The sequence below is a fragment of the Nitratidesulfovibrio sp. D1 genome (assembly GCF_051133415.1).
Lineage (GTDB): Bacteria > Desulfobacterota > Desulfovibrionia > Desulfovibrionales > Desulfovibrionaceae > Cupidesulfovibrio.
Window position 1 is genome coordinate 103,054 of sequence record NZ_JBPGNZ010000002.1, and the last position, 14,558, is coordinate 117,611.

16 protein-coding genes are annotated in these 14,558 nt (G+C 67.4%); 4 read left to right on the forward strand and 12 right to left on the reverse strand.

All coding sequences use genetic code 11. The features are described 5' to 3' along the window. Nucleotides 1-252: 252 nt before the first annotated feature. From lptB to ACR4XJ_RS03665, 6 genes are all read right to left on the reverse strand, one after another. On the reverse strand, nucleotides 253-978 hold the full coding sequence (lptB, locus tag ACR4XJ_RS03640; RefSeq protein WP_434753922.1) for an LPS export ABC transporter ATP-binding protein: 726 nt from the start codon (nucleotides 976-978) through the stop codon (nucleotides 253-255). Further along, nucleotides 975-1,658: an LptA/OstA family protein gene (locus tag ACR4XJ_RS03645; protein ID WP_434753923.1), complete on the reverse strand. Its 684-nt coding sequence runs from the start codon at nucleotides 1,656-1,658 to the stop codon at nucleotides 975-977. Before ACR4XJ_RS03645 ends, lptB begins: the two co-directional genes overlap by 4 nt. Next, nucleotides 1,655-2,311 carry an LPS export ABC transporter periplasmic protein LptC gene (lptC, locus tag ACR4XJ_RS03650; protein WP_434753924.1) on the reverse strand — a complete coding sequence of 219 codons (657 nt, stop codon included), beginning with the start codon at nucleotides 2,309-2,311 and terminating at the stop codon, nucleotides 1,655-1,657. The genes ACR4XJ_RS03645 and lptC overlap by 4 nt, the downstream gene beginning before the upstream one ends. Continuing rightward, a complete protein-coding gene (locus ACR4XJ_RS03655) occupies nucleotides 2,308-2,847 on the reverse strand; it encodes a KdsC family phosphatase (RefSeq protein ID WP_434753925.1) in 540 nt (179 codons plus the stop codon). Before ACR4XJ_RS03655 ends, lptC begins: the two co-directional genes overlap by 4 nt. Further along, the gene (gene kdsA, locus ACR4XJ_RS03660) at nucleotides 2,837-3,703 is read right to left on the reverse strand and encodes a 3-deoxy-8-phosphooctulonate synthase (RefSeq protein ID WP_434753926.1); all 867 of its coding nucleotides are present in this window, start codon (nucleotides 3,701-3,703) and stop codon (nucleotides 2,837-2,839) included. Before kdsA ends, ACR4XJ_RS03655 begins: the two co-directional genes overlap by 11 nt. A 377-nt stretch (nucleotides 3,704-4,080) precedes the next feature. Beyond that, entirely contained in the window at nucleotides 4,081-5,730 is a 1,650-nt protein-coding gene (locus ACR4XJ_RS03665) for a CTP synthase (protein ID WP_434753927.1), read from the reverse strand. A gap of 486 nt (nucleotides 5,731-6,216) precedes the next feature. Here ACR4XJ_RS03665 and ACR4XJ_RS03670 point away from each other — a divergent pair, with 486 nt between their 5' ends. From ACR4XJ_RS03670 to ACR4XJ_RS03680, 3 genes are all read left to right on the forward strand, one after another. Next, complete coding sequence (locus ACR4XJ_RS03670; protein ID WP_434753928.1) at nucleotides 6,217-7,026, forward strand: phosphoribosylformylglycinamidine synthase subunit PurQ; 810 nt, start codon at nucleotides 6,217-6,219, stop codon at nucleotides 7,024-7,026. 192 nt (nucleotides 7,027-7,218) lie between these two features. Beyond that, nucleotides 7,219-7,617, forward strand: coding sequence for a hypothetical protein (locus tag ACR4XJ_RS03675; protein ID WP_434753929.1), 399 nt, complete (start codon nucleotides 7,219-7,221; stop codon nucleotides 7,615-7,617). Nucleotides 7,618-7,827: 210 nt separating this feature from the next. Next, on the forward strand, nucleotides 7,828-8,265 hold the full coding sequence (locus tag ACR4XJ_RS03680; RefSeq protein WP_434753930.1) for a hypothetical protein: 438 nt from the start codon (nucleotides 7,828-7,830) through the stop codon (nucleotides 8,263-8,265). A 141-nt stretch (nucleotides 8,266-8,406) separates the two neighbouring features. Here the strand turns inward: ACR4XJ_RS03680 and ACR4XJ_RS03685 are convergent, their stop codons facing one another. From ACR4XJ_RS03685 to ACR4XJ_RS03700, 4 genes are read right to left on the reverse strand one after another with little or no spacing between them, the layout of a single operon-like run. Further along, nucleotides 8,407-8,682 carry a hypothetical protein gene (locus tag ACR4XJ_RS03685; protein ID WP_434753931.1) on the reverse strand — a complete coding sequence of 92 codons (276 nt, stop codon included), beginning with the start codon at nucleotides 8,680-8,682 and terminating at the stop codon, nucleotides 8,407-8,409. Continuing rightward, nucleotides 8,683-10,335: a 2,3-bisphosphoglycerate-independent phosphoglycerate mutase gene (gpmI, locus tag ACR4XJ_RS03690; protein WP_434753932.1), complete on the reverse strand. Its 1,653-nt coding sequence runs from the start codon at nucleotides 10,333-10,335 to the stop codon at nucleotides 8,683-8,685. Beyond that, nucleotides 10,332-10,913: a ribosome silencing factor gene (rsfS, locus tag ACR4XJ_RS03695; RefSeq protein ID WP_434753933.1), complete on the reverse strand. Its 582-nt coding sequence runs from the start codon at nucleotides 10,911-10,913 to the stop codon at nucleotides 10,332-10,334. The genes gpmI and rsfS overlap by 4 nt, the downstream gene beginning before the upstream one ends. Before the next feature lie 42 nt (nucleotides 10,914-10,955). Then, nucleotides 10,956-11,666 carry a nitroreductase family protein gene (locus tag ACR4XJ_RS03700; protein ID WP_434753934.1) on the reverse strand — a complete coding sequence of 237 codons (711 nt, stop codon included), beginning with the start codon at nucleotides 11,664-11,666 and terminating at the stop codon, nucleotides 10,956-10,958. Nucleotides 11,667-12,005: 339 nt separating this feature from the next. On the opposite strand from ACR4XJ_RS03700, the gene ACR4XJ_RS03705 reads away from it, so the two are divergent. Beyond that, entirely contained in the window at nucleotides 12,006-13,310 is a 1,305-nt protein-coding gene (locus ACR4XJ_RS03705; RefSeq protein WP_333507243.1) for a phenylacetate--CoA ligase family protein, read from the forward strand. Nucleotides 13,311-13,456: 146 nt separating this feature from the next. Here ACR4XJ_RS03705 and ACR4XJ_RS03710 read toward each other — a convergent pair whose 3' ends face one another. After that, nucleotides 13,457-13,825 (reverse strand): hypothetical protein, encoded by a 369-nt coding sequence (locus ACR4XJ_RS03710; protein ID WP_434753935.1) that lies wholly within the window; start codon nucleotides 13,823-13,825, stop codon nucleotides 13,457-13,459. 220 nt (nucleotides 13,826-14,045) lie between these two features. Continuing rightward, on the reverse strand, nucleotides 14,046-14,552 hold the full coding sequence (locus ACR4XJ_RS03715) for a 4Fe-4S dicluster domain-containing protein (protein WP_012611594.1): 507 nt from the start codon (nucleotides 14,550-14,552) through the stop codon (nucleotides 14,046-14,048). Between the last annotated feature and the right edge of the window lie 6 nt (nucleotides 14,553-14,558).

Sequence of the window (14,558 nt, forward strand, 5' to 3'; positions counted from 1 at the left end):
TGCGTTGAGGCCGAACGAGATGACGACGCGACGCGGCGCGCGGCGTCAAGCAAGAAACGGCCCACAGTGAAAATGTGTTCCCTTCCCCAAGAGGTTAGGTGAACCATGCCACAGAAGCAAGAAGTATGCAACCGCTGTCGCCGATTCGCGGGTCAACATTGCGCATGCGCGCAACCCCCTGTCAGACAAACGAAAACGGCGACCCCCGGAAACCGGAGGACGCCGCTGGCGTACGATGCATGCCCAGGCCCGCTACAGGGAGAATCCTTCGCCCAGATACACGTCCCGCGCGCGCGGGTTGTCCACGATGTGCGCGGGCGTGCCCTCCAGGATCACCTCGCCCTGGTGCACAAGGTAGGCCCGGTCGCAGATGTGCAGGGTTTCGCGCACGTTGTGGTCGGAGATGAGCACCCCGATGCCCCGGTCGCGCAGGCCGGTGATCAGTTGCTGGATGTCGTCCACGGCCAGCGGGTCGATGCCCGCGAAGGGTTCGTCCAGCAGGATGAACTTGGGCTCGCGGATCATGGACCGCGCGATCTCCAGGCGACGCCGTTCGCCGCCGGACAGGTGCATGGCCACGGAATCGGCCAGGTGGGTGATGCCGAAGTCCGCCAGCAGCATGTCCGAGCGTTCCTTCTGCCCGGCCTTGGAAAGCCCGGTGTGCTCCAGGATCATTTGCAGGTTCTGGCGCACCGTGAGCCGCCGGAAGATGGAGCTTTCCTGCGGCAGGTAGCTCAGCCCCACCCGGGCCCGCTCGTGCAGGGGCCAGTCGGCGATGTCGCGGCCGTCAAGCTCCACCCTTCCCGCAGTGGGCTTGATGATGCCGATGAGCATGTAGAAAGTGGTGGTCTTGCCCGCGCCGTTGGGGCCCAGCAGTCCCACGGTCTCGCCCTGGGTCACGGACAGCGAGACGCCGCGCACCACCTCGCGCTGGCCGAACTGCTTGTGCAGGTCCTCTCCGCGCAGCACCGAGGTCACTGGGCCGCCCCCTTGGCCTTGGCATTGTCCTTGGCGGCATCCTTGCCGTTGTCCTTGGACTCGCCGAAGGGGTTCACGTCGCCGGACGAGGTGAACACCGCCTGCACCCGCTTGGTGGACGAGCCGCGCACTTCGCTGCGGTTCTCGCGGGTGTAGAAGGTGATGACCTCGCCCTTGATGCTGTTGTCGCCCTCGTGCAGCACGGGGTTACCTTCCATGACCAGCACGGCGGTGTCCACGGTGTAGGTGGCCTTCTCGCATTCGCCGGTGCGGTTCTCGCGCTTCATGCGCACGTTGCGCTCGGCCACGATGCGGTCGATCTCGCCCGCGTCCATCCCCGATATTCCTGATTGGCCTGACTGGCCACCCTGGGCCGCGTCGCCCCCGGCGTTGTCCTTGCCGGACCTGGCGGCCTTCTTCTTGAGGTGCAGGGTGATGCGGTCGGCCCACATCTCGAAGTCGGGGCGCTGCACGTACACGGTGCCCTCGAAGACCACCACCTGGCCCTTGGCGTCGTACTGCATGCGGTCGGACTTGACGGCGGTGGGCACGTCATTGCGCGCGGGCCGCACGGCGCTGCCCGACTTGGCGTCGGCCGCGACGGCAGGGGCCACGGTGAATGCCGAAAAGGTCAACAGCAGCGCCACGCACAGCGTGGAGCGGATGCCGGTATATTTCATTGCTTGGACTCCTGCTTGGTTGGCTTGGAAGCGCCCTGCGGCGCGGCCTTGGGCTGCGCCGCGCCCTGCCCGGCCCTTGCATCGGCGCGCGGCATGAGCAGCAGCGACACCCCGTCGTTGCCGCGCAGCACGTCGGCGGCCATGTCCCATTCCAGCCTGGTGGCGTTGCCGGAGATGCTCTGGCCCTCTATGCGCGCCCCTTCGGGAAAATACATGGTCCGGCTGGTGCCGTTGTACACCATCAGGCTGGCGAACAGTTCGTGGCGGTCGTGGGTGGCGTGCACGTCGTCCCACATGCGCACCAGTTGCACCTGCTGCTGGACTTCACCCTTCTGCGCCACGATGCGCAGCTGCCTGCCGCCGTCCATCTGATAGACAAGGTCGGGGCTGTCCACGTCGATGACGTTGTTGCTCTGGCGCAACTGGGCCCAGGTGGCCTTCAGCCGCCACAACTCGATGCCCTTCTCGCCCTGCACCAGTTCTATGCCCTTCATGGCCACGCCCACGGCCTCTTCCAGCGTGGCGGAATCGGTGACGCCGCCGGTCATGGCCGATTCCAGGGCCTTGCGCACCCCGGCCTGCCAGCGCCACGCGGCGGCGCCGCCCACCAGCAGCACGACCACAAGCAAGGCCCACAGCGTACGGCGTCTCATGCCTGCTCCGGCCAGCTTTCCAGCATGCGGTCCAGCAGCCCCTGCTGGGCCAGCAGGAAGCGGATGGCCTCGCGCACCGCGCCGTGCCCGCCGTTGGAGGTGGTCACGTAGCGGGCCAGGGCCTTGACCTCGGGCTGGGCGTTGGCCACGGCCATGGGCAGGCCCACGAGCTTCATGGGGCCGAAGTCCACCCAGTCGTCGCCAAGGTAGGCCACCTGCGACCATTCAAGATTGTGCTTGCGGCGGATTCCGTCGATGCAGTCCGACTTGTGCAGGAAACCCGCGTGGTAGTCGGTGATGCCCAGGCCGCGGATGCGGGCCTCCACCGCGCCGGAGGTGAGCCCGGTGATCACCGCCACGGTGATGCCCGCCGCCTGCGCCAGCTTGATGCCCAGGCCGTCCTGCACGTTGAAGCGCTTGGTCACCCGGCCTTCGTCGTCATAGTACAGGCCGCCGTCGGTCATCACCCCGTCCACGTCCAGCACCAGCAGCGCGATGGACCGGGCCAGATATTGGGCCAGGTCTTCAGCTTGCATACGGCAGGCTCCAGAGGGCGGCGAAATCGCGCAGCAGCGGGGCCAGCCTGTCCAGCGGCCAGCTGTTGGGGCCGTCGCACAGGGCGTGGTCCGGGTCGGGATGGGTTTCCAGGAACACCCCGTCCACCCCGGCGGCCACGGCCGCGCGGGACAGCATGGGCACGAAGCGGCGGTCGCCGCCGGACGAGGTGCCCTTGCCGCCGGGCAACTGTACCGAATGGGTGGCGTCGAACACCACCGGCACGCCGAAGCCCTGCATGATGGGCAGCGAGCGGAAGTCCACCACCAGATTGTTGTAGCCGAAGCTGGCCCCGCGTTCGGTCAAAAGAATGCGGTTGTTGCCGGTGGACCGCAGTTTGTCCAGGGCCGGGGCCATGTCCCACGGGGCCACGAACTGGCCCTTCTTGACGTTGACCACCCGGCCGGTCTGAGCGGCGGCCAGCAGCAGGCTGGTCTGACGGCAGAGAAAGGCGGGAATCTGGAGCACGTCGGCCACTTCGGCCACCGGTTTCGCCTGTTCCGGCTCGTGGATGTCGGTGACCACGGGCAGGCCGGTTTCCTGCTTGATGCGGGCCAGCCATTCCATGCCGCGCGCAAGGCCGGGGCCGCGAAAGCCGTCCAGCGAGGTGCGGTTGGCCTTGTCCCACGAACTCTTGAACACGGCGAACAGCCCGGCGGCCTCTGCCGCCTCGCGCACGGCGTGGGCGGTGTCCAGGGCAAGTTCCAGGCTTTCCAGGGCGCAGGGCCCGGCAAAGATGAAGCGGCGCGCCGCAAGGCGTTCGTACAGGGCGTCCGGCGTCAGGCCGCCGGAGGCGGCGGCAGCGGCCGGGGTGGTGCTGGGTGCTTCGGGATGCATGGTTCTCCGTGGCGGACGGCGCGCGGCCGCCGGGCCTTGGGCACGCTGGCTGGCGTGCGCGGCTGGCGGTGCGTTCCGGAAAGATGCTGCGTCGGGCGCGGGACGGAAACGGCATGTAGCCCCCTGCCCCGCCGGACGCTTTTACCATCAGTCGGCGGCTTTCGCCACATCGGGTTGGCGGTGATCCGTTCAAGGGCCGACGATTAACAATGCGACGGAATCGCGGCGCGTCAAGTGCCGGGGCGCGCCGCGCCCCCCCCAACCTGCCACACCCACAGACGGCAACGCGCCTTCCGCCGGGGAAGGCGCGTTGCAACGTGTCTGTGATGAATTCGTCCGGGGTAAGCACGCCTGGGCAAGCGCACCCGGTACGGCGGCTACTTCTTCCTGCCGCCCATGGCTTCCTTCTTGGCCGCCTTGATGAACTCGCGGAACAGGGGGTGCGGGCGCATGGGATTGGACTTGAACTCGGGGTGGAACTGGCAGCCCAGGAACCACGGATGGTCGGGCAACTCCACGATTTCCACCAGTTCGCCGTCGGGCGAAAGGCCGCTGAACACCAGGCCCTTTTCGGCCATGGCCTCGAAGTACGCCTTGTTGAATTCGAAGCGGTGACGGTGGCGTTCGTCCACGCGCTCGGCGCCGTAGGCGTCCCACGCTTTGGTGCCGGGCACCACCACGCAGGGGTACGCGCCCAGGCGCAACGTGCCGCCCTTGTCGCTGGAGGCGTCGCGGCGTTCCACCGCGCCCTTGCGGAAGTCGTACCACTCGGTCATCAGGTAGATGACCTTGTTGTCGGTAAGCTCGTTGAATTCCTCGGAGTTGGCGTCGGCCAGGCCCAGCACGTCGCGGGCGTATTCGATGACCGCGCACTGCATGCCGAGGCAGATGCCGAAGAAGGGAATCTTGTGCTCGCGGGCGTAGCGGATGGAGCGGATCTTGCCTTCCACCCCGCGATGCCCGAAGCCGCCCGGCACCAGGATGCCGTCGCACCCGGCCAGCTTTTCGGCCACGTTGGCCTCGGTGATCTCTTCCGAGTTCACGTAGCGCAGGTCCACCTTGACCTTGTTGGCCACGCCGCCGTGGATCAGCGCTTCGTGCAGGCTCTTGTACGCTTCCTTGAGGTCCACGTACTTGCCCACGATGGCGATGGTCACCTGCCCTTCCGGATGCGAGCAGGTGTGGATCAGCGTTTCCCACGGCTCCAGGTTGGGGTTCTTGGCGGGCAGGCGCAGCATGATGGCGATCTTCTGGTCGAAGCCTTCCTCGTAGAAGCGCAGGGGCACTTCATAGATGTTGTCCACGTCCACCGACGAGAACACGGCGTCCTGGTCCACGTTGCAGAACAGGGCGATCTTGCGCTTGAGGTCGACGCTGATGGCCTTCTCGCAGCGGCACAGGATGATGTCCGGCTGGATGCCGATGGAGCGCAGCTCCTTGACGCTGTGCTGGGTGGGCTTGGTCTTGTGCTCGCCCGCGGCCTTCAGGTAGGGCACCAGCGTCAGGTGGATGTACAGGCAGTGGTCGCGGCCGAGGTCGCCGCGCAGCTGGCGGATGGCTTCCAGAAAGGGCAGGCCCTCGATGTCGCCCACGGTGCCGCCGATTTCGATCAGCGCCACGTCCGGGTCGTCGTCGGCCAGGCCGAGGATGGCGTTCTTGATCTCGTCGGTCACGTGCGGGATGACCTGCACGGTGCCGCCCAGGTAGTCGCCCCGGCGTTCCTTGTTGATGACGCGGTGGTAGATGGAGCCCGAGGTGTAGTTGTTCTTCTGCGACATGGGCTCGCCGAGGTAGCGCTCGTAGTGCCCGAGGTCGAGGTCGGTCTCCGCGCCGTCATCGGTGACGTACACTTCGCCGTGCTGGAACGGGTTCATCGTGCCGGGGTCGACGTTGATGTAGGGGTCGAGCTTCTGGATGGTTACCTTGAGCCCACGGGCCTTCAGCAGCGCTCCGATGGAGGCGGCGGCCAGCCCCTTGCCGAGCGAGGACAGCACGCCCCCGGTGATGAATATGAACTTGGTCTTCATGAAACTCCTGCCTGAGTGACTGGTTGCTCTCGCTCGCGGGGCGCGGTCCTTGCCGCACGCCCGTTACAGCGCTCGCCCTTCGGTTGCCGCGATACGCAAAAAAACGCCATCAGGACCGTATGCCACATTTCCGGCATGAAGGTCAGTCGTTGACGTGATGCACCACTGGAACGTAATGTCGACGGTCCCGGCTATCCCCTGCGCACGGCAGCATTCCGGAGACGGCAAGACAGCGGAAACGGTCCGGGCCCGGCCCCCGTTTCCGCCGCGTCGTTCATGTCCCCGGAAACCTTGTCCGGAAACTTTCCCGGAAACGTCCTTGACGGGCAGCCTCCATCCGGGCATGCGTCCCCACAGGCATGCCGGACACGTCACGGGGCATGCCGCCGGACAATCGGACGGCGCAGCGCTGACGAGTAGCTAGTCGAGGCACATCCCCCTGTCAAGGCAGTCAGGACAGTCAAGAAAACCATCGAGGAGCAGCGCATGGCGCAGGTGAACACGCTGGTCATCACCGGCTACGGCACGAACTCGCACGAGGAATCGGCCCACGCGGCCCGCCTTGCCGGGGCCGACCGGGCGGACGTGGTGCATTTCGCCGACATCGTGGCCCGCAGGACCAGAATAGAGGACTACAACTTCATCGTCTTTCCCGGCGGCTTTCTGGACGGGGACGACCTTGGCGCGGCCCACGCCGCCGCGCAGCGCTGGCTGCACCTTTCCGACGCCGACGGGCAGGCCCTGCTGGACCGGCTGAAGGAATTCGTGGGCCGGGGCGGCCTGGCCATCGGCATCTGCAACGGCTTCCAGCTGCTGGTGAAGCTGGGCCTCTTGCCCGCGCTGGACGGCAGGTACTTCGAGCGGCAGGTGTCGCTGGGCCACAACGATTCGGCCCGCTACGAGGACCGCTGGGTGACCCTGAAGGTGAATCCCCACAGCCCCTGCGTGTTCACCAAGGGCATCGACACGCTGTACGTGCCGGTGCGCCACGGCGAGGGCAAGCTGGTGCCGTTGGACGACGAGGTGATGCGCCGCCTGGTGGCCGAAAACCTGGTCACCCTGCAATACGCCCACCCGGAAACCGGCGAGGCGACCATGGAATACCCGTGGAACCCCAACGGCTCGCCGCTGGGCATCGCCGGGCTGACCGACCCTTCCGGGCGCATCCTGGGCCTGATGCCCCACCCCGAGGCGTTCAACCACCCCACCAACCATCCGGGCTGGACGAGGGGCGAACCGGCGACGCTGGGCACGGTGCTGTTCGAGAACGCGGTGCGCCACCTGCGCGGGCAGTAGCCCGCCCCCCGCAAACTATATCCGCATGCCACACGGGAAGGGAATGCACGCATCCCCTTCCCGTGTTTCGTTTTGCGCGCCGGGCATCTTTTCAAGCAGGGACCGGGGCGGTATAGGCGGATGAGACGGGGCGCGCATGCGAGCCCCAGGCGCAATCCCGCGTCGCAACATCCCTTTCAGGAGGCGTACGCCATGATCCCCTGCCATGTCTGCGGCGCGGATGCCTCCACCGGCTGGGCGCTCGGCTTCGTGCCCTCGCCGGACAACCTGAAGATGGGCCTGTGCCGCGCCCACGACACTCCGGACAACCGCAAGCTGGTCAAGACGGCATGGCGCGCCCTGATGGAGCGCGAGATACGCGCCATGAACGAGCTTTCCGGGCACAAGGCGGGCGCGCCGCAGCGCTGGCGGCTGGACATCGCGTTCATCGACGGGGGCACGGTGACCCAGAACTGCCTGGAATGCATCGCCACCCCGCAGGGCACCCTGCAAGTGCTGCTGCCCGACGGCACCCTGCGTTTCTTTCCCCTGCCGCAGATCCGCCGCTACGACCTGCGTCCCGTGCCCGCCCCGGCGGCGGAAAAGGCGTAGACTGCCGCGCGCACACCCTGCCCGTCCTTCCCATCCTACCCGTCCTGCACATCCTCCCCAGTTGGGCCGTTCCGTACCGCCATCTCCCCCGGTGTTGCCTCCCGGCCGCTTCGTGCCCGGGTTGACAGTCCCGGCCCGTGGATGCATATGCAAGCGCTTGCAGACGCCCGGCCCGCGCGGCCACCGCAACCGACAACCACGGAGACGCCCATGTACGCCGACGCCGCCACCGAAGCCGCCGTGAACACCTTCATCGCCCAGTGGGCCGCCGGGGCAGACGCCGCAGGCGTGCTGCCCGTGTTCCTGGCCCTGCGCGACCACCTGCACACCCACGAAGGCGCGGTGGTGGAATTCGTCAGCCGGCCCGGCGTCAGCCATTCGCTGCGCGGCATGTTTCCCGGCTGGGCCGCCCGCCCGCTGGCCGTGCTGGTGGACGTGGTGGACGACGACCCGGCCGCGCGCTGGCTGTCGGTGTGCTTCCACGACGATTCCCTGACCGACCCGGAAGAGCGCGGCGACTGGATTCCCACCGGCCTCAACGGCAACGACGCCCGCTGCTTCAATGTGGAGGATGGCGACGAAGAGTTCATGCATTACGTGAAGGAACGCATCTCCGAAGCCTTCGCCCACTGCCACTCCAACGCGTAACCTGCCAACACGCCGGACTTTCCGAAAAACGCACGTCCCCCGCTCGCAACCGCGAACGGGGGACGTTTTCGTTGTGTCGTTCCGGCCCGCGCTCATGCGGACACGGGCATCACGGACAATCCGGCGTCGGGATGCCGAGCGTCAGGCGAAGTCGGGGTCGATGGCGGCGCGGCCGTTGTCCAGCATCACCTTCAGGAAGCGCACGGTGCGCTCGTCCACCGGCACAATGGGGAAATGCTGCATGCACGAGTCGCACTGGGCCATGGACGGCTGGGTGGGGCTGATCAGCGGCACCTGGCGGCGGCAGTGCGGGCAGGGGTAGAAGAAGATCACCTCCAGCCCGTCGGGCCGCACCGGGTTCAGGGGCTTGCGGCTCTTGCCGTCCTGCCCGTTCCCGTTCCTGTTGTCACCGGCCATCTATGCCGCCTCCGTGTCGCCGTCTTCACGTATTTCAGTATCTGGCCGGACCAGGGACGCGCCGGTCATCAGGTCCGGCTTGTCCACGCCCCACAGGCCGAGGATGGTGGGCGCGATATCGCCCAGCCTGCCGTCGCCGCGCAGGCGCAGCGCGCGCATGCCGCCGGGGCTCGACGGGTCGCGCTCGGCCACCACGCAGTGCACCCGGTTGGTGGTGTGCGCGGTCTGCGGATTGCCCGCGCCGTCCAGCAGTTCTTCCGCGTTGCCGTGGTCTGCCGTGACGATCAGCCGTCCCCCGGCGGACAGCACAGCTTCTGCGATGCGGCCCACGCAGGCGTCCACCGTTTCCACGGCGGCGACGGCCGCCGGAATGACGCCGGTATGGCCCACCATGTCGCAGTTGGCCAGGTTGCACACCACAAGGGAATAGCCGCCCTGCCCCCATTCCTGAAGCAGCAGGTCGGTGACCTCCACCGCGCTCATGGCGGGCTTGAGGTCGTAGGTGGCCACGTCGCGCGGCGAGGCCACCAGGCGGCGTTCCTCGTCGGGGAAGGGTTCCTCGCGGCCGCAGTTCAGGAAATAGGTGACGTGGGCGTACTTTTCCGTCTCGGCGATGCGCAGCTGGCGCAGTCCCATGGAGGACACCACTTCGCCGATGGTCATGGCCAGGTTGTCCTTGCCGAAGGCCACCGGCACGTTGAAGCTGGCCTCGTAGCCGGTCATGGTCACGAAGCCGGAAAGCACGGGCCGCCTGCCGCCGTCCGCGTCGCGGTCGAAGCCGTCGAAAGCGGGGTCGATGAAGGCGCGGGTAAGCTGGCGGGCGCGGTCAGCCCGGAAATTGAAGAAGAACACGCCGTCGCCGTCGGCCACGAGGCCCACGGGGGTACCGTTTTCCGTGACCACGCGGGGGGTGACGAACTCGTCGGTTTCCCCCCCCGCATAGGCGGCGCGCACGGCCTCGGCCAGCGAACCGCCCTGCGGGCCGGAGGGCGCGGCCACCAGGGTCCCCTTGCCGCCGGTCAGGGCGGCCCAGGCCAAGGCGTTGCGCTCGTAGCGCTTGTCGCGGTCCATGGCGTAGTAGCGGCCGGTCAGGGTGGCGATGCGCCCCCAGCCCGCGTCGCGCAGGATGGCTTCAAGGTCGGCCACGTAGCCCGCGCCGCTGGTGGGCGAGGTGTCGCGCCCGTCCAGGAAGGCATGCACCAGCACGGGGACGTTGCGCTCCCTGGCGGTTTCGGCCAAGGGGCGCAGGTGGCGGATGTGGCTGTGCACCCCGCCGTCGGAGAGCAGGCCCATCAGGTGCAGCCGCCCGCCCTTTGCCGCGATGGAGTCCAGCAGGCCGCACAGCGCGGGGTTGCGCGCAAGCTCGCCGTTTTCCACGGCCATGTCGATGCGGGTCAGGTCCTGATAGACCACCCGGCCCGCGCCGATGTTCATGTGGCCCACTTCGGAGTTGCCCATGAACCCGGCGGGCAGCCCCACGTCGCGGCCCGAACAGGCCAGCGTGGTGCGCGAGGGCAACGCGGTCAGCCGGTCCAGGTTGGGGGTGCGCGCCAGCGACACCGCGTTGCCCGGCCCGGCTGGGGCGATGCCCCAGCCGTCCAGGATCAGCAGTACCGTGGGGGTAAGCCCCTTACCGGCGCCCGTTCCGCTCACTGGTCGTCCCCTTCGGGGGCCTTGGGTGCGGCGGGCTTGCGGCTGCGGGGCTTGGGCTCTTCCGCGTCGGCAGCGGCGGACGAGGTGGCCGCGCGTTTGGTGGTCACGGCGGCGGCGCGGGCGCCGGCCACGCGGCCCGCCATGCGGCGCACGCCGCTGTGGGTGCCCGCCGAGGCGGTGGCGGCCTCCACCGGCGGGGCCAGTTCGCGCCCGTCATGCAGCACCGGCGCGTCGGCCCACAGGCTTTCCAGCCGGAACATCTCACGCACCGGGGGTTGGAAGACGTTGATGATCACGTCGTTGCAGTCGAGCAGTATCCACTGTCCGGCCTGGTAGCCTTCCATGCGCAGGAATTCGATCTTCCCGTCGTCGCACATGCCCAGCACGTGGTCGGCCAGGCCCTGCGCATGGCGCACGGAACCGGCGGTGACGATGATGATGGACTCGGCAAAGGCGTTCATGCCCGCAAGGTCCAGGGCCAGCACGTCGCGGCCCTTCTTTTCTTCCAGCCAGCCCACGAAGGTGGCCACTTTCTCGGCGGTGGGGATGTCCTTGAACTTCTTTTCGATGGATTTCATGCGGTGTCCTGTGGTCCGGCCCGGGCGCGGGCCGAGGTGTTCCTATGCGTGTGGCGGAAGGCCCGCCGTTTCTTCGTGATCACGGCCTGCCCCCGTATCCGCGCTCCCGCCGCCGTGGGCCAGCAGCAGCACCGAGGCCAGGGACCGCTTGGGCACGCGGTGGGTGCCGTCGGCATCGCGGCGATAGCGGATGTCGCCGTCCTCGCCCACGGTGTCCAGCACGCGGGTTTCGGCGGGCACGCCCAGGGCCAGCACCAGCACGATGTCCAGCGCGGCAAAGGGTTCCGCGTCCAGCCCCAGGGCTGCGCGCACGCCGTCGCGGTCGAACGCGCCGATCATGCAGCAGCCAAGGCCCAGCGCCTGCGCGCCCAACTGGATGGTCTGCGCCGCGATGCCGAGGTCGATTTCAGGCGTGGGCGAGCCCTTCCTGTCGCACAGCACGGTGATGTACGCCGCCGGGCGCTCGCCGGGAGCCGGGCCGCCCCAGTCCTTGAGGTAGGCGGCCCAGCGCAGGTGCGGAAACACGGCGCCATTGCGCGCGGCATCCGCGCACACGGCATAGCGCAACGGCTGGCGGTTGGCCCCGCTGGGGCACACCCGCGCCGTGTCCACCAGCGCTTGCAGCGCGGCCAGGGGCACGGCGGCGTCCTCCCTGAAGCGGCGGCAGGTGCGCGCCTCGCGCACGGAGCGGGCAAAGGCGGCGAATTCGGGCGACTGCACGGACGTTCGGGTGGGAGCTTGCGGCATGGTCATGGTGCGGTGTTCCTGCGAAATGTCCTGGGGGCTGGCGCGACAGGCAGACGAAACGGGCAGACGCGGCGCGCGGTCCTGGCGGTCGATCCCGTCCACTGTCCAAACATTCCATATACCGCATTCCCCGCGTCACCGCAAATGCGCGCCGCGCGCCCTTCCCCGTGCGAGCCCGGCATCTGCCCATGCCCCCTTGCCTTGCGAATCCCGCACCGCCCCGGCATCCTTGACCGCATGCGGCAGTTGGGGCACAAGTTGGCCTTGCCCGACATGTGTCGCACGGGCCGCCCGCGCCAGCGCGCCGGGCGGCACCGCCTGCGGTGAACCCGAGAGGAGAGCCCCATGATTTTCGACGTCGACCGCGAGACGCTCCCGCGCGAGGAGCTTGAAGCGCTGCAACTGCGCAGGTTGAAGAACCTCTGCGAGCGCGTCTACGCCAACGTGCCCCACTATCGCCGCCGGTTCGAAGAGGCGGGGGTGACTCCGGCGGACATCAAGCGGCTATCCGACGTCACCCTGCTGCCCTTCACCGAAAAGCAGGACCTGCGCAACAACTATCCCTTCGGGCTGTTCGCGGTGCCCAAGGACACCATCGTGCGGCTGCACGCCTCCAGCGGCACCACCGGCAAGGCCACCGTGGTGGGCTACACCAAGCGCGACCTGGACAACTGGGCCGAACTGATGGCCCGCAGCCTGGCCGCCGCCGGGGTGACCCGCCGCGACCTCATCCACAACGCCTACGGGTACGGCCTGTTCACCGGCGGCCTTGGCGCGCACTACGGCGCGGAACGCCTGGGGGCCACGGTCATTCCCGTGTCGGGCGGGGCCACCAAGCGCCAGGTGCTGCTGCTGCGCGACTTCGGGGCCACGGTCATCTGCTGTACCCCCTCGTACAGCCTGTACCTGCACGAAGCCGCCGAGGAAGCGGGCATCGACATCCGCGAACTGCCCCTGCGCATCGGCGTGTTCGGCGCGGAGCCGTGGTCCGAGGAAATGCGCGCGGAAATCGAAAGCAAGCTCGGCATCGACGCCCTGAACATCTACGGCCTGTCCGAGATCATGGGTCCCGGCGTCTCTATGGAATGCGTGGAGGCCAAGTGCGGCATGCACATCTACGAAGACCACTTCCTGCCGGAAATCATCGACCCGGTCAGCGGCGAAGCCCTGCCCCCCGGCGCCACCGGCGAACTGGTCATCACCACCCTGACCAAGGAAGGCATCCCGCTGGTGCGCTACCGCACCCGCGACATCACCTCGCTGGACTATACCCCCTGCGCGTGCGGCCGCACCCACGTGCGCATGCGCCGCGTGACCGGCCGCAGCGACGACATGCTGATCATCCGCGGGGTGAACGTGTTCCCCTCGCAGATCGAATCCATCCTCATGGAAACCGAGGGGTTGGCCCCGCACTACCAGTTGCTGGTCACCCGAGAGGGCAACCTCGACAACATCGAGGTGCAGGTGGAAGTTTCCGAGGAATTCTTCTCGGACGAGATCAAGAACCTGCAACGCCGCGAAGCCCGGTTGCAGAAGACCATCAAGGAATTCCTGGGCGTCACGGCCAAGGTGCGCCTGGTGGAGCCGCGCTCCATCCAGCGTTCCGAGGGCAAGGCCAAGCGCGTCATCGACCTGCGCGAGAAGCCGTAGGCGCGGCGCTGAAGATTGCAAAAACGAAAGGGGGCTTCGGCCCCCTTCTTTTTTGCGCAACAGGAGCCGCGCACGGCAGGTGTGCCGTCCGCAGATGCGCGTCCGGCAGGTCACCAAATGTCGCCCTTTCCGCAGACGCCTGCTTGTCAGCGTAGGCGCGTGCTTTTCAGGTATCGCCGGGTAGTGCCGATCATTGACCCAACAGCGGCGATTCCCATCAGAGGGGCCAACACTTTCGCCACGGGATTGTTGATCTGGAACATCAAGATGGACGCGGACACCAGCGCAATCCCCATCAGCACGGTGGAGATGAAGTACTGACGGCGCACTTCCAAAGGAATGTACAGCTCGTAGGCGAATGCAGCGACGTAGGCCTTCTGGTTGATGCTGCCCCTGAAGTCCGGAGGCAGGAAATCCAGAATTTTCAGTTCGGCGGGTCCGTTCAGGTACCCACCAACGAAGAAGCAAGGCAACCCTACGACCAGCGCCACCAGATTTACCCACGTGAACGACATGCGCCCCCCTTCGCTTGCGTCCTGGCACGTCGAACTGCCGTTTGCACCCCCGAACGGGCTACGCCCGACGGCACCATGTTCACCATATCACCGGCATGGCAAAAGCCTTATGTCAACGCTCTGCTGGATATAGAAAAACAACGCAAGCAAAAACGGCAACGGCGGGGCAACCTTGTTACAAGGTCGCCCCGCCGTTGGCTTTTCACGATTTTCGTACCGGCTACTTCTTGGGCCGGATGTGCGCAAGCACACGGTCGCGGGCCTCGCGGGAGGCTTCCGTCTCCAGTTCGTCCAGTTCATCGCGGTCGGCAAAGCGGATGGCCCCGCAGGGGCACATTTCCGCGCAGGCGGGACCCAGGCCCACGGCGCGCCGCCCGGCGCACAGGTCGCACTTACGCACGGCCACGCCCCGGTCGGTGGCGAAGAAGGCGGCGTAAGGGCAGGCGATGACGCAGTTGCGGGTCTCGCAGCCCCGGCAGAGCATGGGTTGCAGCACCACGGCGCCGTCGCGGTCGCGCATCAGCGCGCCCCGGTTGCACACCTTCATGCAGTGGGCGTGTTCGCAGTGCTGACAGTAGATGGGAATCATCTGGCCGTCGCCGGTGCGGGCCATGGCGATGCGCGGCGTGTCGTACAGAAAGCCGCACACGGCCTCGCACGTTTCGCAGCCGATGCATTTGCTGTAGTCGATGTGCAGGGTCTTGCCCCTGCCGTGGCATTCCGACATGGCGTG